The following is a 16874-nucleotide window of genomic DNA, read 5'->3' as shown; positions in this document are numbered from 1 at the left end:
TCATGAGCGTTTCCGACCCGACCGGCACCGACCTGGACAGCAGCGTGCGGGTCCGGGTCGACGTCTGGTCCGACGTCATCTGCCCGTGGTGCTACCTGGGCAAACGGCGGTTGGAGGCGGCGCTGCGCGACCTGCCGTACGCCGACGTGGTCGACGTACACTGGCACAGTTTCCTGCTCGACCCGACCCACCCGCGCGGGGTACGCCAACCGGTGCCGCAGATGCTGGCGGCGAAGTTCGGGGCCGCGCCGGAGCAGGTACGGGTGATGACGCAACGGGTGACCGAGCTGGCCGCGGCCGAAGGGCTGACGTACGCGTTGGACCGGGCGATCATGGTCAACACGGTCGACGCGCACCGGGTGACCCAACTGGCCGCGCGGCACGGACTCGACGGGGCGATGCACGAGCGGCTGCTGCGGGCGCATCTGATCGAGGCCGAGGTGCTCGACGACCCGCAGACCCTGACCCGGCTCGCCGTCGAGGTCGGCCTGGCCGCCGACGAGGTCCGGCGGCTGCTGGCCGGCGACAGGTACGCGGCCGAGGTCGCCGCCGACGTGCGGGCGGCCCGGCAGCGCGGCGCGACCGGGGTGCCGTTCTTCGTGGTCGCCGACCGGTGGGGTATCTCCGGTGCGCAGCCGGTCGAGGTGTTCACCGCCACGTTGCGGGCGGCGCACACGGCGGCCACCGGCTGACCGACGCACCGCCGGCCGGTCGACGGCCGTCAACCGGCCGGCGGACCTGCGGTGCGGTCCCCGTCCGCGGTGCGGTCCCGGTCCGTGGCGCGGTCCCCGTCCGTGGCGGCCGTCGCGCGGTACGACCGCCAGGTCAGCCAGAGCGCCACGAAGCCGGAGATGGTCGCGGCGACGCTGGCCAGCTGGTCGGCCAGGGACGGGCCGAGGGCCGCGACCACCAGGGCGGCGACCAGCAGCAGGGCGAGCAGGCCGAGGGACGCCGTCCGCAGGGTCTGCTTGAGCACCGTGCCGCCCCAGCGGCGCAGCGCCGGCACGGTCACCGTCTCGGCGACGATGATGCCCGCCATCACCAGCAGCGGGATCTGCCACGATTGGATCTCCATGGGCACCTTCCTGCCTGGTCGCCTCCACTCGGCGAGCGTCCGCCGAACGGTCGCAGGGGCGGCCGGCGGTCAGTCGAGGGCGGTCAGCATTTCGTCGGTGAACCGGGGGCCGAGGTCGGTCCCCTGGTAGAGGAACTGCTCGACGTGCTCCTTGACCACGTCGGAGAAGCGTCGGTAGTTGCGGTGCGCCGGGCGGGGCAGCGCCTGCTCGACCGCCGCACGGATCGCGCCCAGGTGCGGCACCGCCGCCCGCAGGTTGGGGTCGTTGTAGGCGGCGATCGAGGTGGGCGCGAGCCCGTGCATCGCCAGGATCTTCTGGGCGTCGTCGCCGGTCACGAAGTCGATGAAGGCGCGGGCACGGTCGGCGTACGGGCTGCGGGCGACCACTGCCAGGCTCTGCCCGCCGAGGACACCGACGGTCAGCTGGTCGACCCGCACCCGGCCGGCCCGCACGTCCGGGTTGGCCAGTTGCTGCAGCTCCCGGTACTTGACCGGCCAGTTGCGCATGTAGCGGGCCGAAGAACCGGGTGCGGCGAAGCGGTCCCGGGAGTCGGTCTCGTCGCCGGAGGTCATGACGCGGCCGGTGGCAATCGCCTCGCGCAGCGGGGTCAGTGCGCTCCGCCACAGGTCGAGGTCCTCGGAGACACGCTCGGCTGCCGCGCCGGCGCTGGGTCCGTCGACGGGTTTGAGGACGCCGGGCCGCTGGGCGGCGGCGTGTTCCAGGACGTTGACGACGAACGCCTCGTAGAACGCCGAGACGCTGGGCCGCAGTTGTCCGATGAACTGCTGGCTGCCGTCGGGGACGGTGTCGAGCAGCTCGGGCAGCGACGGCGGGGGTGCCGGCGGCTCGGCGTCGTCGTCGGTACGGGTGAACAGCATCCCGACGTCGGTGTTGAACGGCACCGCCCAGTAGTGGCTGTCGTCGGCGCCGACCCGGTGGATGCCGCGCAACGAGGGCAGCAGCGGCCCGTTGTCACCGAGCGGGAGCGCGGCGACGAGTTCCTGGTCAGCGAACTCCGGTACGTCGATGATGTCGAGGTTGAGCAGGTCGGCGGCGCCCTGCCGGGCCTTGTCGAGCATGATCTGCCGCTCGTCGCCGGAGCCGACGGCGATCGTCTCGACCCGGACGGTGGTCTGTGGATTGTTCCGGTTCCAGATCGAGATCAGCAGGTCACGGGCGCCGGTCGGGTCGGCTCCGGTGGCGAGTGTGAGCTCCACCGACGGGGGCCGGCGACCGCCGGGCATCAGGTAGAACGTGGCGGCGGTGAAGGTCCCGGTGGCCAGCACCCCGCTGAGAAACGACCGCCGGGAGTACTGCTCCGGCATTGACTCCCCCCCCTCTCTACGACGTCGCCGACACCCGCACGCCCAAGATCGACATCTGGCGATTGGTTGTGTGGGTCACACTACGGGGAGATGTCAAGGGTGTGACGGATGGCGACAACAGACACGGCCGTACGTCAAGGTCAGCAGCACACCACGTCAGAGTCAGCAACATCGGAGAGGAACTATCTGATCACCCAGCGGATAATTCGCTGTCATGACGACTCCCAGAAGTGGATCCTCGGCTCCGCCGCCCGTCACCACCGGGCCCGTCGCTACTGGGCCCGCCGCCACCGGGCCTGCCGCCAGCCGGCCCGCCACCGCAGGCCGGATCGTCGTCGCCGCCATCGCTGCCGGCGTCCTCCTGGCGATCCTCTGGTCCTACGAGTTCGTCGACCACGTGATCGGCGACAACGTGGCGAACGCACTGCTCGGCCACGACGCGAAGGCCACCGCGATCGGCGGCACCGCCGCCGCGCTCGTCTTCGCCTTCGTTTCCGGCCTCGCCGGCACCTTCACCGCCTGCAACATCGCGATGGCCGCGTCGATCGGCCCGATGAGCCAGGCCGGCAGTGGCAGCGCCGGCGGTGGCGGTAGCAGCGCCGGTGGCGCGACCGGCTCCGGCCTGCGGGTCCTGGTGAAACCGATCGGCTGGCTCACCGTCGGCATGGTCGCCGTCTCCGCCGCGTACGGCGTGATCGGCGTGCTGCTCGGCGACCGACTGCCGCAACTGTCCACCGCCTCGGTGGGTGGCCTGCCGGTCCGACTCATCCAGGCGATGGTCGTGTTCGGGGTCATCGGGCTGGTCTTCGTCTACCTCGGCCTGGCCGTCGTGGGAATGCTGCCCGACCCGTTCGCGCGCCGGCCGGTGGCCCGGGTGGTGCTGCTCGGCGCGCTCGTCGGCGGTTTCCTGATCGGCCGACCGTACCCGCTGTTCAACAAGCTCTTCCTGTGGGCGGTGGACAACGGCAACCCGCTGTACGGCGCGGGGGCGTTCGTCCTGCAGTCGATCGGCAACATCGTCATCGTGTCGGCGCTGTTCGCCCTGCTGATCGTGGCCAGTCGGGGCCGGTTCGTCCGCTGGCTCGCCAGCGACCCGGCCAGGACCGCCGCGATCACCGGCGCAATGCTGATCGCCCTCGGCGTCTTCATGATCGTCTACTGGAACGTGCGGCTGCCCGCCATGTTCGACTACGGCTGGTTCCCGACGATGCCGTACAACAGCCGCTGAACCAGCCCGGTCGTTGTCCCGACGTGCTCAGTTGCCCGCCACTGCGTTGGCCGCGCACCGGCACCCGCATGGAACGCAACCAGGAAGCTTGTCAGCCGACGCGGCACGGCCAGACCATCGGATCCATGATGGATGCAGCTGCGATCCGACGCGAAGCACAGGGCCAGGCATCGACGATGGCGCACAGACTCGGCGTACTGGTCGCCGCCGAGTCACCACCGGGCGCACCCGGGCAGCTCGCCGCCTGCGCGGACCTGCTCGACGAGTGGGGCAGCGCGGCACTGGGCCGCCCGGCCCGCCGGGTCGTCGTCGACGGCGTCGTCCACCTGCTCTGGCCCGCCCGCGACCAGCGGGTCCTGCTGATCGGGCACTACGACACGGTGTGGCCGGCCGGAACGATCGACGACTGGCCGTTCCGGGTCGACGGCCCGATCGCGACCGGCCCCGGAGTGTGCGACATGAAGTCCGGGATCGTCCAGATGGTCACCGCGTTGGCGTTGCTCCCGGACACCTCGCGGGTCGGTCTGCTGCTGACCGGGGACGAGGAGAGCGGGTCGCCGACCTCCCGGGCCCTGATCGAGCAGCAGGCGGCGCGGTCCCGGGCCGTACTGGTCGGTGAACCCGCCACGGAGGACGGCGCGCTCAAGATCGCCCGCAAGGGCGGGTCGGTGTACCGGATCGCCGTACACGGGCGGGCCGCGCACGCCGGAGTCGAGCCGCACCGGGGCGTCAACGCCGCCGTCGAACTGGCCCATCAGGTGCTGGCGGTACGGGCGTTGGCCACCGACGGCACCAGCGTCACCCCGACCATGCTCAGCGGCGGCCGGATGACCAACCAGGTGCCCGAGTCCGCCGAATTCAGCGTGGACGTACGCGCGTGGACCCGCGACGAGCTGCACCGGGTCGACCGGATGATCCGGGCGGTCACCCCTCACCTGGCCGGCGCGACCGTCACCGTCGACGGTGGTGTCAACCGCTACCCGCTGCCGGAGCAGGTGGCACTGCCGCTGCTGGCGATCGCCCGCACGGCCGGCGGCCGGATGGGGCTGGCGCCGATCGACGGCGCGCACGCGCCCGGCGCCTCCGACGCCAACTTCACCGGCTCGCTGGGTGTGGCCACGTTGGACGGGCTCGGCGGCGTCGGCGGGGGCGCGCACGCCCGCCACGAATGGGTCGACGTGTCGCAGATGCCGGACCGCACGGCGCTGCTCGCCGCGATGATCGCCGACATCACCGGGACGACCGCAATCGCCGCAACGGCTGGGACGACCGGGACGACCGACGGGCCCCGCGCCTCGACCCGGACGACTACGCTCCGGTCAACCGCGATCGGCGAACGGTGAACCTCGGTCGAGAAGGGACTCCCCCACCATGCCACCATCGAGCAGTCCACCGGATCCGGCTCCCCGGTTCGGTGTGGAGGAGGAGTTCATCGTCGTCGACGCGGCCAGCCGGGCCCCCGTACCGCAGGCGGGCCAGATCGTCCGGGACGCCGCGCCGTACCTCGCCGACCGGGTCGCTGGCGAGATCACCCCGCTGCAGGTGGAGACCCGCACCGCGCCGTGCGCGAGCGTCGCCGACCTGGTCGCGCAGCTCACCGGGGCCCGCAAGGTGATCGCCGACTGTGCCCGCTCGCGCGGGCTGCGCGTCGTCGCCAGCGGATCCGCGGTGATCGCCGGCCCGGTGCCACCGCCCATCACCGTCGGGCCCCGACAGACCCGGGGCACCGAGACGTTCCGGGGTCTGCACGACGAGCTGGCGATATGCGCGTTGCACGTCCACGTCGAGATGCCCGACCGGGAGCTGGCGGTGCAGGTCGGCAACCACCTGCGGCCGTACCTGCCGGTGCTGCTCACGTTGACGGCGAACTCGCCGTACTGGGACAACCGGGACTCCGGGTACGCGAGTTGGCGGACCATGACCTGGTCGCGGTGGCCGGTGGCCGGGCCGCCACCGCTGTTCGCCTCGGCCACGCACTACGAGCAGGTGGTCGACTCGCTGCTCGCCGCCGGTGCCATGGTCGACGAGGGCACCATCTTCTGGGACGTCCGGCCGTCGCACACCAAGCCCACCCTGGAGGTCAGGGTCGCCGACAGCGCCGTCACCGCCGAGGAGTCGGCGCTGTACGCGGCCGTGGTGCGGGCGCTGGTCACCCACCTGTGCGCAGCGGTACGCCGAGGCGAGCCACCGGTCGACGTACCGGTCGAGCAGCTCCGGGCGGCGTACTGGCGGGCGGCCCGCGACGGCCTCGACGGTCAGGGGCTGGACCTGTTCACCGGCCGGCTGCGGCCGGCCGCCGACCTGGTCGGCGCGCTCATCGACACCGTCGCACCGGTGCTGCACGACCAGGAGGCCCACCCGTTCGTCGTCGACTGGTGGGGGCGGGTCCGCGCCGAGGGCACCGGTGCCCGCCGGCAGCGGGCGGTGGCGGCCGACAACGGCGGTGACGCCGCCGCCGTCGTCGACTGGCTCGCCGACCGCACCGCGGACTGACCCGACGGCGGACCAGGCGGACCAGGCGGACCGGCGGGCTGAGCTGCCGGCGGACCGGCGTCGCAGCAGGAACGCAATTCTGAGTAACCATATGGTCACGCGGTGGCGCATCCTGAGGTGGCGACCCCGACTCCGGCTGGAGGACCGTTGACCACCCCGTTACAACTCGACCGGCTCGAACCGGCGGTCATGAGCCGTACCGCCAGGGACTTCGCCGACCGGATGGCCGCCCGCCGGTCGGTGCGGCACTTCTCCGCCGAGCCGGTGCCGCTCGACGTGATCGACGAGGCGGTCCGGGCAGCCGCGTCGGCACCCAGCGGGGCGAACCTGCAGCCGTGGCGGTTCGTGGTGGTCACCGACCCGGAGCGCAAACGCCGGCTGCGGCAGGCCGCCGAGGCCGAGGAGTGGGAGTTCTACCACCGGCGCGCCTCCGAGGAGTGGCTCACCGCCATCGCCCCGATCGGCACCGACTGGGAGAAACCCTTCCTCGAGGTCGCCCCGGTGGTGATCGTGGTCTTCGAGGTGCACCAGGGGCCGCACACCCCGAAGCCGTACTACGTCAAGGAATCGGTGGGCATCGCGACCGGGATGCTGATCACCGCGCTGCACCTGGCCGGGCTGGCCACCCTCACCCACACGCCGAGCCCGATGCGGTTCCTCAACGAGATCTGCGACCGGCCCGCCGAGGAACGCGCCTGCGTGGTGATGCCGGTCGGCTACCCGGCCGACGGGGTCACCGTGCCCCAACTGGAGCGCAAACCACTCAGCGAGGTCCTGGTGCGGCGGTGACCGTGACCGACGCCAGTCTGCGGGCGGTCAGCGCGGCAGGTCCTTGGCGAGATGGTCCTGCAGCGGCAGGACGTGCCGGTCGGGGCGGCGCCACTCGGCCAGCAGGTCCTCCAGCAGGTGCAGTTCGTCGACCAGCTCACCGTGGCGGTAGCGGCGCAGCACCGGGTGGATGAAGGCGCTCTCCGCAGCCCGGTCCGGCTGCGGGTGACGCTCGATGGCGAACACGTCCGGGTACGGGTCCCGACCCCAGCGCAGCCCGAACGTGTAGCAGTACTCCTCGTCGGCGAACCGCGCCGCCACGAGATCCTCCGGCAGGTCGTGGTAGTGCCGGGCCTGCCCGGTGCCGGGGTCGACGACGACCGCGTCGACCAGGAACTCGAACTGCGTCCACAGCGCGGAACTCCAGTTGACCCGGTCCAGCAGCACGCCGGTCAGCGTCTCGGCGTCGGCGGGCACCGTGTCGAAGGGCAGCGGTACGCCCTCGTACCGCTCGCGCAGCAGTGCCGTCAGGGTGCGCAGGTTGTAGCGGAAGCCGTCGACGAAGGCCGACGAGGCCTTCTTGAAGTCACGGTCCTGGGCGATGGTGCCGGCGAAGTAGAGCCCGTCGACGTCGACGGACTGCCAGTCGGGTGCGGTGGCCGGCATCCGGCCGCTGGGCACCAGTCGGGGCCGGGCACCGGCGCCGAACACCGAGGTGTCCATGGCGAAGCCGGTGCAGCGCAGCACCGACTCGTAGTCCATCACGGCGGTCTCGCCGTCGGCGTGGGTGTACGTCAGATGCACCCGGTAGCCCTCGCCGGTCGGCACGATCTCGTCGACGACGCAGTCGAGCACCGAGTGCAGCGTCTTGAACTGGTAGCTGTCCATCACCGCGCCGTGGTGTCCGCGTACGTCGCCGGGGTGTTTGGTGTTCCAGGCCAGGCGCATCGGCCGAGGGCTGGCCAGGTGCACCATCGAGGCGTGGCCGAGGATCGCTGACGCGGTCTCGAACGCCGAGTTGCCCTTGCCGAGGATGAGCACCCGCTGCCCGGCGTAGTCGGCCGGGTCGGTGCTCATCGACTCGTACCCGACGGCGTGCTCGATGCCGGGGACATCGGGGATGTTCGGTCGGCCCCAGCCGGTCGCCATGATCAGGCAGTCGGCGCTGTAGATCCGGTCGGCGGTGTGCGCCAGGAAGATCCCGTCCTGCTTCGTCACCTGGTCGACGGCGACCCCGTAGCGGATCGCGAGCCGGTGGTGCGCGGCGAAGTCGACGAGGTAGCGGACCATGTCGTCGGCGCTCGGGTAGTACTGCCTGCTGTAGTCGGCGAACGGCAGGTCGAACGGTTCGTGCAGCAGCGAGTTCCAGTCCCAGCGCAGCCGGATCTCCGGGTCGGTGCTGACCGTGTGCACCTTGTTGAGCGAGATGAGCCCCCGGTGGCGGGGGAACCGCCGGAAGAACTCCCCCGGCGCCTCGGCCCGCTCCACTGTGGCATAGTCGCAGCCGGCCTGCTGCAGGTAGTAGCTCAGCTGCAGGCCGGCCGGACCGGCGCCGATGATGAGGTACCGGTGGTGCTCGGTAACGCCGGACGGGTGCGTCATCGTGGTCTCCCCGGGGTTCGGAATATCCACGACGATCGAGCACCCGCGCCGGACGGTCAATACCGCGACCCGGTATTTCCCGGTCCGATGAGGAGCGAGGGTTCCCGGCTCGTCTGTCGGGGTCGTCAGTCGGGGTCGTCGGGCCGGTAGGTCATCGGTCGGCCGTCACGGGGCCGCAGCCAGAGCATCAGGATCACGCCGAGCAGCACCACCCCGTCGATGATCAGCAGCGTGGCGCTGAAGCCGTCGATCTGGTGGGCGTGCGCGGACACCTCGTCGACGCGGGCCTGCCGGTCGGCGGCCGCGAGCGGCGCCGGCGGCACCCCGGTGCCGACACTGAAGCGGTACGCGTCGGAGGCGCTGCTGCCGTCGGGGAAGGTGACGTGGTACGCCACCGTGTAGTCCCCGGCGGCGGTCAACTCGACCGGCAACCGGATCCGGGTGGGCGTGGGCTGGTCGAAGCCGCCGCCGGTGAGCCGCTGTCCGTCGGCGTCGAAGACATCCAGGTGCGACAGTTCGGGCTGGACGGTGTCGCCGAAGGTCACCGACACGGCCGTCGGCGGCTCGGCCAGGACGGCGCCGGCCACCGGTTCGGCGGCCACCGCCGCGCGCTGGGCCACCACCACCGCAGGCTGGGCCGTCACGTCCGCCGTCCGGTCGTCGGCGTGCGCCGGGCCGGGGGTGACCGTGAGCAGGCCGACGATGGCGGCGAGGCCGGCGAAGGCGGCGGCAGCCGCAGGTCGCCGCCGCCCCCGCCGCCATCCCCGCCGGACCGGGTCCAGGTCGGGCCGCATCCGGATCAGGCCGTGTGCGGGGCGAGCCGCTGCGCGGGCGTACGGTGACCGGCGCAGCTGCAGCTCATCTGCTCCCGTTCGGTGGCGTTCGGCCGCAGGTGCAGGTACATCGCGATCAGCATCGGCACGAACACCACCGAGTTGTAGAACAGGTGCAGCTCGACCCGGGGGATGATCAACTGCGCCACGCTGGTGACCACCGGCTGGCCGAAGAAGATGGTGCCGGTCTGCGCCTGGATCAGCAGCAGCAGGTGTTCGATGTGATGCCAGAACTGGATGGCCAGCGCGATCGTCCACCAGGTGCGTGCCCGGCCGGTGAAGCCGCGCCGGAGCAGGAACAGGAAGGCGAGCATCACGATGGCGTAGCCGTAGTGCAGCCATTCGGAGGTGACCAGCCAGGGGAACCACTGGCCGAGCACCCCGCGGGCCTGCGGCCGGGGATAGCCGAGGACCCAGATCTGGTACGCCTGCACCAGGTGCTCGGCCCAGTGGGCGATCACCACGGCGAGAAATCCGTTCAGGGCCAGTTTGTGGTGGGCACCGTTGAGCCGCGCCAGCAGCCCGCCCGGCGCGGCGGCGACGTCCTGAGCCATGAGCGCGCACCTTCCGTGAGGCAGAGATTGACCAAGTGTGATGAAACTATCGGACCGTTGCGCGCGACTCTTCTCCCAGACTGGGCAGTTGCCGGGTCGTAGTTGGCGCATGACCGAGCCACCGGCATTTGTCGCAACACTCGGCGAAGGCTCGGATGCGGTCGAGGGCACCCGAACAGGACGGCGGGGCGCAGCCCGTACGTCGGGGCACCGCCGGCTTCCCACGGTCGGCCGGTCACGCCGCCGGAGGTGAGGGCGGCCCGGCCCGGCCCGCCCGCCCTCGCCTAGACTGACGGCCATGTCGAAGGTGCTGCGCAAACTGCCCGTAGGTGAACGGATCGGCATCGCGTTCTCCGGCGGCCTGGACACATCCATCGCGGTCGCGTGGATGCGTGAACGCGGCGCCGTCCCGTACGCGTACACCGCCGACGTCGGCCAGTACGACGAGCCGGACCTCAGCGACGTACCCGACCGGGCCCTGATCTACGGCGCCGAGAAGGCGCGCCTGGTCGACTGCCGCGCGGCGCTGGTCGAGGAGGGCCTGGTCGCGCTGGCCTGCGGCGCCTTCCACATCCGCTCCGGCGGGCAGACGTACTTCAACACCACCCCCCTGGGGCGGGCCGTCGTCGGCACCATGCTGGTGCAGGCCATGCAGTCCGACGACATCTCCATCTGGGGTGACGGTTCGACGTTCAAGGGCAACGACATCGAACGCTTCTACCGGTACGGGCTGCTGGCCAACCCGGGGCTGCGGATCTACAAGCCGTGGCTGGACGGCGCGTTCGTCTCCGAGCTCGGTGGCCGACTGGAGATGTCGCACTGGCTGGCGCAGCGCGACCTGCCGTACCGCGACTCGGCGGAGAAGGCCTACTCCACCGACGCCAACATCTGGGGCGCCACCCACGAGGCGAAGCAGCTGGAGCACCTCGACACCTCGATCGAGATCGTCACCCCGATCATGGGAGTGCCGTTCTGGCAGCCGGACGTCGACATCGCGACCGAGGACGTCACCGTCGAGTTCGCCCACGGCCGACCGGTGAAGATCAACGGCCAGGGCTTCGCCAGCGCCGTCGACCTGGTGCACGAGGCCAACCGGATCGGCGGCCGGCACGGGCTGGGCATGTCCGACCAGATCGAGAACCGGATCATCGAGGCCAAGAGCCGGGGCATCTACGAGGCCCCCGGCATGGCGCTGCTGAACATCGCGTACGAGCGGCTGCTCACCGCCATCCACAACGAGGACACCGTCGCGGCGTACCAGATCGAAGGCCGCCGGCTCGGGCGGCTGCTGTACGAGGGCCGCTGGTTCGACCCGCAGGCGCTGATGCTGCGGGAGAGCCTGCACCGCTGGGTCGGCTACCCGGTCACCGGCAGCGTCACCGTCCGGCTGCGGCGCGGCCAGGACTACTCGATCGTCGACACCACCGGGCCGCACCTGAGCTACCACCCGGACAAGCTGTCGATGGAGCGCAGCCACTACCCGGCGTTCAGCCCGGACGACCGGATCGGCCAGCTGACGATGCGCAACCTCGACATCGCCGACTCCCGGGACAAGCTGGAGCAGTACGTCGCCGACGGCCCGCTGCTGCCCGGCAGCGGACTGATCAGCGAACTGCCGTTCGGCGGCGCCACCGACATCGTCCGCACCGGCGGTGAGGATGTGTCGGTCAAGCCGGACGCGTTGGACCGGGCCGCGATCGAGTCCGGCACCGACTGAGACCAGCAGGCCGGCGGGGGTGCACCGACGTGTCGGTGCACCCCCGCCGGCGTACTCAGCTCGCCGACGTCCTCAGCCGGTGGCGATGCCGATCTGCTGGGTGATCGTCACGTCGGTGATCTCGGTGTCCCGGGCCAGCAGCATCGCCTTGCTGAGGATCACGGCGAGCACGGTGTCCCCCTCGAACGGCAGGAACGCGTCGTGGCGGTCATCACCGGGGCGCGTCGCCGACCGGTCCGGCACGATGCACAGGTAGGTGTCGTTCGGGCTCATCAGGATGTTCCCCGACCCCAGGTGGATCTTGTAGGTGCGCAGCTCACCCCGGACCACCAGGAACCGGCCGTCGATGCTGGCCCGGGCACCCACCGCCAGCCGGGGCAGCAGCCGGGCCAGCAGGTCCCGGCGGGTCTGCGCCGTCGCCGACAACTCCCCGAAGCTGTACGACGACCAGTAGTCCCGGAACCGGCCCGCCGGCCCGCCGTCGGACCAGGTCGGGTCGTTGCCGACGCTGGCCACCCCGACGAACAGGTCGACGTCGCGCAGCACCTCGCTGAACACCAGCGGCGGCACCTCGCTCAGCGGCATCGGCACCACCGGCGCCCGTTGCGTGCCCCACCGGCCGCCGGTGTAGCCGCCGCCGCTGGCGTGCGCCACGTTGCCGGGGGCGTCGATCGGATAGAACCGCACCTGGTCGGTGACCAGCCGCAGGTAGGTACCGCTGTCGGTGGTGTCGACGCCGTAGTCGTCGCCGATCCCCTCCACCCAGTACTCCGCCCGCAGCCCCCACTGCGGCAGCTGCCGCACCGTCGGCGGATACGTGTCGTCGACCATCAACCGCAGCTTGTCCGCCCAGCCCCGGGCGGCGGCGAGCGCATGGAACTGGTGCTGGCGCAGCACGTGCCCGGCGAACCGGTTCGAGTAGGTGCCGGTGGACTCCTCCGCCGGGGTCAGCAGGTACACCTCCCGGTGGGCCTGCTTGAACGGCTGCACCACCCGGTGGCGCTCCAGCCACTCCCGCCAGGCGAGCACCTCCGGCACCGGCCGCCCGATCGGATGCCACAGCTGCACCACCGCGTCGTCGGCGGCCGACACCGGGGTGTCGTCGACCGTCCGCAGCGCGCCGTCGGCCCAGCCGCACACCACCCCGTCGACCAGCCACAGCAGCCGCCGGGCCAGGACGCCGACCAGCGGATGGTCCAGGTAGCGCTCCCGCCACACCGACAGGCTCCAGTCGCGTCGGGCCAGGAAGAGCCGGTCCAGTCGGGCCGACTGCGCCGCCAACATCCCGGAAACGTCCTTGGCCAGCGCCTTCACGTCGGCCACGACCTGCGGATGGTCACGCCGTACCGCCGCCGGAGGCGACTTCACCACCCGGCCGGCGTCGTTGTGCCAGGTCACCGCGACGGTGCTGGTGCCCGCCGACAGCTCCACCCGGCAGCCGCCGACCGTCACCTCGTGCCGACCGACGTCGGTCAACCCGTAGTCGGGGACCGCCAGCTCCTCGATCTCGTCCCGGCCGATGCCGAGCGCGGCGGCCCGCGCGTCGAGCGCCTTGTCGACCTCGTTGCGGGTGCCCTTGTACGTCAGCCGCGCCGACAGCCGGGCCAGCTGGGCCAGGGCGGCGTCACCGTCGAGGCGGCCCAGCACCCCGACCGCCGCGTTGGCGATCTTCGGGCAGGCCGGCCCGACCCCCGGCAGCCGCCGCAACATCACCTCGACCAGTACGCCGAACAGGCGTACCTGGTCGGTCGTCGGGCCGGTCAGCTCCGCCAGCCAGAGCAGGCCCCGCAGCACGTCGGCGTTGCCGGCGTCCGGCACCTGCTGCGGGGTGACCGACGCGGCGGTCAGCCACCGGTCCAGCACCGTACGGGCCTGCGCCGGGTCGACCTCGGCGAGCAGCTCCCGGGCGGCCTTCAGCCAGGCCGCCGGCGGGCGGGCGGCGGTCGCGGTGCTGGCGTGCGCCAGCAGCCGGGGCCAGGCCGGGCCGAGGGTCGGCAGCTCGGTGAGGATCTGCGCGGCCCACGGGTCCACCGGCTCCAGCGGTACGCTGCCCCGCTCCGCGAGGAACTGCCGCAGCCGTGGGCTCTCCCCCGACCGCAGCTGCACCCATTTCAGTACGTCGTCCGGCAGCCCGCTGGTGTCCTGCAGCCGACGCGCCACCAGCTCCAACGCGGTCGGTGGCAGCGAGTGCGGAGCCAGGACGACGAACGCGCCCAGGGCCTCGGCGTCCTCGGCGGACAGGTCGTCGGGCAGCCGCCGGGCCAGCTGCGACAACAGCTCCGTCGCCGCCCACGGCAGGTGACGACCGTCGAGCCGGACGTCGATCAGGGCACGCATCAGGCGTACCAGATCGGGCCGGGACAGCGGCCGCAGCAGCGCCCGGTGCTCCGCCTTGTTGACGACCTGCCAGGCGTGCCGGTAGAGATAGCTGGCCAGGCCGGGTACGTCGGCACCGGCGACCAGCTCACGCAGCCGCTCGGCGCGCCACGGCTCGGTGTTGCCCGTGATCGACATCAGCCACCGACCAGCGGTACGAGCTTGAGGAACGTGACCTCGGTGTCCCGGCGCAGGTCGACCTCGTCGTCGAGGTCCTCGACCTGCCGGTCACCGACCAGCACCACGAACCCGTTGCGGCGAAACGCCGTCTCGGCGAGCGCGACCTGGGTGTCCGGGTCGACCCGGGGGCGGCGGCGGGCCGCCGGGTCACCGTTGAGGGTCTGCTCGACCGGGGTCGGCGCCACCAGCGACCGGGTCGGCACGACCCCTTCGGCGGCGTGGTACTCGGCCACCTCCTGGTGGATCCGCCGACGGATCAGCTCCCGCAGCGTCAGTCGCTCCTCGAATATCCGCAGCGCCCAGGCCGGGGTACGGGCCCCGGCAGTGCTCTCGTCGACAAAGGTCACCATCGCCATGGCGCCGCAGTCTAGGTCCGCCCTGCGACAACCAGCCCCGACCGACCCCGGCGATGGCACGACCTGGGCCGGCCGCTGGTGGACACGATCCAGGGGTCGTCGATCGCGAACCTTAAGGAGCTGCGTCCAGGAACCGTACGGATCCTGTTCGCCTTCGACCCCTGGCGCTCCAGCATCCTGCTCGTCGCTGGCGACAAGACCGGCCGGTGGAACGAGTGGTACACCGAAGCCATCCCACTGGCCGAACACCGCTACGAGATCTACCTGAAGGAACGCGCCGAGCAGGAAAGGGAGCCGTGATGGGCTACACCCGTTGGAGCGACGTCCGGAGTGCCTATGTCGAGCGGGCCGGCGGTGAGGAGGCGGTCGAGGCCGGCAAGCGGGAGCTGCTGGCCACCGTCGTCGGGCACCGCCTCGCCGAGGTACGCAGGGCCCGGGGTCTGACTCAGCAGCAGGTCGCCGACCGGATGGGCGTCACCAAGGGCCGGGTTTCCCAGATCGAGCAGGGCAAGATCTCCGGGCAGGATGTGGTGGCCCGCTAGGCCGCCGCGCTCGGTGGCCGACTGCACCAGGCCATCTACTTCGACGACGGCGACATCGCCGCGATCGCCTGACCTGCGCCCTCGCCCGGCAGCTTCAGGCTGCAACGGCGTTGGATCTAGTCATGGGTGAGGGTGGCGGTTGGGCCGCGATGCGGGAGCGGCGGTTGGCTGAGCCGGGTGCCGCTGAGGCGTACGAGGCGGCGCGGTTGGCGTTCGAGCTCGGTCGTTCGGTGCGTGAGTTGCGTGAGCGTCGCGGTTGGAGTCAGACGCAGTTGGCCACGGCATCAGGGATGACGCAGTCTGCGGTGGCCCGGTTCGAGGCTGGCGGGACCGTGCCGACACTCGTGGTGCTGGAAAGACTGGCGGCAGCGCTGGAGGTGAGCCTGAAGGTCGGTTTCGAGCCCCGCGACGCCGCCGCGTAGCAAGGCTGCCGGCTGGTCAGGGTCGTGGGGTGAGGCCGATGGTGGTGGCGAGGCGGGTCAGGTCGGGGGTGGGGCTGGTCCGTAGGAGGGTGGCGACGACGGTGTGGGCGGTGGGTCGGGTGCGGGTTTCGGCGGGGGCGGTCTGGTCGGCGGCGATGACGGCGTGAGTGGCGGCGGTGGGGTTGCCGGTGTCGAGGTAGGCGCGGGTGATGTCGATCAGGTGGGCGGCGCGGTGTTCGGCGGGTAGTTCCCGCCAGCCGTGGCCGGCGGTGGCGTATTGGTGGTGGGTGATGGCCTGGTGCGGGTCGCCGAGGATGGTGGCGATGTGGGCTCGGGCAACTTCGACGGCGGTGGGCCCGAAGCCGGTGGTGGTGGCGTCGTTGTCGCCGGGGCGGGTGGCGGCAAGCTGGGCGGCACGGTGTGCGTAGTGGTGGGCGGTGGTGGGGTCGTTGCCGGTGGCGGCGGCGAGGGCGGCTTCGATGAGCAGGGTGCCGGCGAGGGCATGGTCGTCGGGTGCGGCGTCGTTGGTCCCGGCCGGGTCGATCAGCGGTACGGCGGTGAGCGCGGCTTGGATCGCGAGGGTGGGTCGGTGCAGGGCGCGTAACGCTTGGGCGAGTGGGATGGCGGCTGCGGCGGTGTGTCGGGGGTGGCCTGTGGCGGTGGTGATGGCGCGGTCGGCGGCGAGCCAGGCGAGGTGGGGTTCGTCGAGTTTGGTGAGTAGGTGGGCGGTGAGTCGGTAGATCCGGGTTTGCAGGTGGGCGGCATCGGCTCGTGCCGTGGTGGTGTGGCGGGTGTGGGTGAGCAGGTCGGGCAGTGTGCGGAGGAGTTGCGGGTAGTGGGCGTGCTGGTAGGCGCTGTGGGCGTACTGGATGCGGTGGTGCAGGTCGGCGGCGGAGGGTGACTGTTGGTCGGGGGTGGGGGTGTCGTAGCGGGCGAGGGCCGTGCGGAGGTGTTCGACGGCGGCCGTGGTGTTGGTGGCGGGTTCGGGTCGGCTGCTGGTGGTGGGGGCGAGGATGACGTCGGGGGTGACGCCGAGGACGTTGGCGATGGTGTGGATGACGGAGATGCGGTCGAGGGAGCGGATGCCGCGTTCGACTTTGTCGACCCAGGAGTGGGATTTGCCGATGCGGTCGGCGAAGACCTGTTGGGTGAGGCCGCGTCGGGTGCGGAGTTGGGCGATCCGCCGGCCGATGGGTAGTTCGGTGATGCGGTGGCGGCCGGGCGCGGTCATTGGTGCATGCTGCGGTGGATGGCTTCGGTGGTTTCGCCGCAGCGCGGGCACCACCGGGATTTGACCCGGAATGTGAACAGGCCGAGGAGGAAGCCGGGCATCAGGCCGGCGAAGACGATCGGTAGCAGTCTGGCGATCACGAGCACTCTCACCTTCTGGTGGGGTCGGCGG

Annotated in this window: 16 protein-coding genes and 2 pseudogenes; 9 read left to right on the top strand and 9 right to left on the bottom strand. The window is 71.5% G+C overall.

Annotated elements, in window-relative coordinates:
• Nucleotides 1-2: 2 nt before the first annotated feature.
• Complete coding sequence (locus ACN28F_RS21135; RefSeq protein ID WP_289209650.1) at nucleotides 3-692, top strand: DsbA family oxidoreductase; 690 nt, start codon at nucleotides 3-5, stop codon at nucleotides 690-692.
• Between the two features lie 29 nt (nucleotides 693-721).
• Here the strand turns inward: ACN28F_RS21135 and ACN28F_RS21130 are convergent, their stop codons facing one another.
• Both ACN28F_RS21130 and ACN28F_RS21125 read right to left on the bottom strand, forming a co-directional pair.
• Nucleotides 722-1075 carry a hypothetical protein gene (locus ACN28F_RS21130; protein WP_289209649.1) on the bottom strand — a complete coding sequence of 118 codons (354 nt, stop codon included), beginning with the start codon at nucleotides 1073-1075 and terminating at the stop codon, nucleotides 722-724.
• A 69-nt stretch (nucleotides 1076-1144) separates the two neighbouring features.
• Nucleotides 1145-2401 (bottom strand): extracellular solute-binding protein, encoded by a 1257-nt coding sequence (locus ACN28F_RS21125; RefSeq protein ID WP_289209648.1) that lies wholly within the window; start codon nucleotides 2399-2401, stop codon nucleotides 1145-1147.
• 214 nt (nucleotides 2402-2615) lie between these two features.
• On the opposite strand from ACN28F_RS21125, the gene ACN28F_RS21120 reads away from it, so the two are divergent.
• The 4 genes from ACN28F_RS21120 (at nucleotide 2616) to ACN28F_RS21105 (ending at nucleotide 6911) form a co-directional block, all read left to right on the top strand.
• Entirely contained in the window at nucleotides 2616-3629 is a 1014-nt protein-coding gene (locus ACN28F_RS21120) for a hypothetical protein (protein ID WP_289209647.1), read from the top strand.
• A gap of 176 nt (nucleotides 3630-3805) precedes the next feature.
• Nucleotides 3806-4972 carry a M20/M25/M40 family metallo-hydrolase gene (locus ACN28F_RS21115; RefSeq protein ID WP_421359365.1) on the top strand — a complete coding sequence of 389 codons (1167 nt, stop codon included), beginning with the start codon at nucleotides 3806-3808 and terminating at the stop codon, nucleotides 4970-4972.
• 28 nt (nucleotides 4973-5000) lie between these two features.
• Complete coding sequence (locus ACN28F_RS21110; RefSeq protein ID WP_421359363.1) at nucleotides 5001-6122, top strand: carboxylate-amine ligase; 1122 nt, start codon at nucleotides 5001-5003, stop codon at nucleotides 6120-6122.
• 189 nt (nucleotides 6123-6311) lie between these two features.
• A complete protein-coding gene (locus tag ACN28F_RS21105; protein ID WP_421361459.1) occupies nucleotides 6312-6911 on the top strand; it encodes a nitroreductase family protein in 600 nt (199 codons plus the stop codon).
• A 27-nt stretch (nucleotides 6912-6938) separates the two neighbouring features.
• Here the strand turns inward: ACN28F_RS21105 and ACN28F_RS21100 are convergent, their stop codons facing one another.
• The 3 genes from ACN28F_RS21100 to ACN28F_RS21090 form a co-directional block, all read right to left on the bottom strand.
• Complete coding sequence (locus tag ACN28F_RS21100; protein ID WP_289209644.1) at nucleotides 6939-8492, bottom strand: NAD(P)-binding domain-containing protein; 1554 nt, start codon at nucleotides 8490-8492, stop codon at nucleotides 6939-6941.
• Between the two features lie 125 nt (nucleotides 8493-8617).
• Nucleotides 8618-9286: a copper resistance CopC family protein gene (locus tag ACN28F_RS21095; protein WP_289209643.1), complete on the bottom strand. Its 669-nt coding sequence runs from the start codon at nucleotides 9284-9286 to the stop codon at nucleotides 8618-8620.
• Between the two features lie 5 nt (nucleotides 9287-9291).
• Nucleotides 9292-9879: a hypothetical protein gene (locus ACN28F_RS21090; RefSeq protein ID WP_289209642.1), complete on the bottom strand. Its 588-nt coding sequence runs from the start codon at nucleotides 9877-9879 to the stop codon at nucleotides 9292-9294.
• Nucleotides 9880-10177: 298 nt separating this feature from the next.
• Between ACN28F_RS21090 and argG the strand changes: the two genes are divergently transcribed.
• On the top strand, nucleotides 10178-11596 hold the full coding sequence (gene argG, locus ACN28F_RS21085; protein WP_282223750.1) for an argininosuccinate synthase: 1419 nt from the start codon (nucleotides 10178-10180) through the stop codon (nucleotides 11594-11596).
• Nucleotides 11597-11668: 72 nt separating this feature from the next.
• On the opposite strand, the gene ACN28F_RS21080 is transcribed toward argG, so the two are convergent.
• Nucleotides 11669-14110 (bottom strand): DUF4132 domain-containing protein, encoded by a 2442-nt coding sequence (locus ACN28F_RS21080; RefSeq protein ID WP_421359360.1) that lies wholly within the window; start codon nucleotides 14108-14110, stop codon nucleotides 11669-11671.
• Nucleotides 14110-14508 carry a hypothetical protein gene (locus ACN28F_RS21075; RefSeq protein ID WP_421359358.1) on the bottom strand — a complete coding sequence of 133 codons (399 nt, stop codon included), beginning with the start codon at nucleotides 14506-14508 and terminating at the stop codon, nucleotides 14110-14112. The genes ACN28F_RS21080 and ACN28F_RS21075 overlap by 1 nt, the downstream gene beginning before the upstream one ends.
• A 63-nt stretch (nucleotides 14509-14571) precedes the next feature.
• On the opposite strand from ACN28F_RS21075, the pseudogene ACN28F_RS21070 reads away from it, so the two are divergent.
• The 3 genes and pseudogenes from ACN28F_RS21070 to ACN28F_RS21060 all read left to right on the top strand — a co-directional run.
• Nucleotides 14572-14808, top strand: a pseudogene (locus tag ACN28F_RS21070) (type II toxin-antitoxin system RelE/ParE family toxin); the annotation flags it as partial.
• Nucleotides 14805-15122: pseudogene (locus tag ACN28F_RS21065) on the top strand (helix-turn-helix domain-containing protein). The pseudogenes ACN28F_RS21070 and ACN28F_RS21065, both read left to right, overlap by 4 nt.
• Nucleotides 15123-15172: 50 nt before the next feature.
• Nucleotides 15173-15472 (top strand): helix-turn-helix domain-containing protein, encoded by a 300-nt coding sequence (locus ACN28F_RS21060; RefSeq protein ID WP_421359356.1) that lies wholly within the window; start codon nucleotides 15173-15175, stop codon nucleotides 15470-15472.
• 16 nt (nucleotides 15473-15488) lie between these two features.
• Here ACN28F_RS21060 and ACN28F_RS21055 read toward each other — a convergent pair whose 3' ends face one another.
• Together ACN28F_RS21055 and ACN28F_RS21050 are read right to left on the bottom strand one after the other, a co-directional pair.
• On the bottom strand, nucleotides 15489-16703 hold the full coding sequence (locus ACN28F_RS21055) for a helix-turn-helix domain-containing protein (RefSeq protein WP_421359354.1): 1215 nt from the start codon (nucleotides 16701-16703) through the stop codon (nucleotides 15489-15491).
• Nucleotides 16700-16843, bottom strand: a complete 144-nt coding sequence (locus ACN28F_RS21050; RefSeq protein ID WP_421359352.1) for a hypothetical protein — start codon at nucleotides 16841-16843, stop codon at nucleotides 16700-16702. Before ACN28F_RS21050 ends, ACN28F_RS21055 begins: the two co-directional genes overlap by 4 nt.
• Nucleotides 16844-16874: the final 31 nt, after the last annotated feature.

This window comes from Solwaraspora sp. WMMA2101, assembly GCF_049179175.1.
GTDB lineage: Bacteria > Actinomycetota > Actinomycetes > Mycobacteriales > Micromonosporaceae > Micromonospora_E.
The sequence above is the reverse complement of the archived record's forward strand: the minus strand, read 5'-3'. Positions and strand labels throughout refer to the sequence as shown.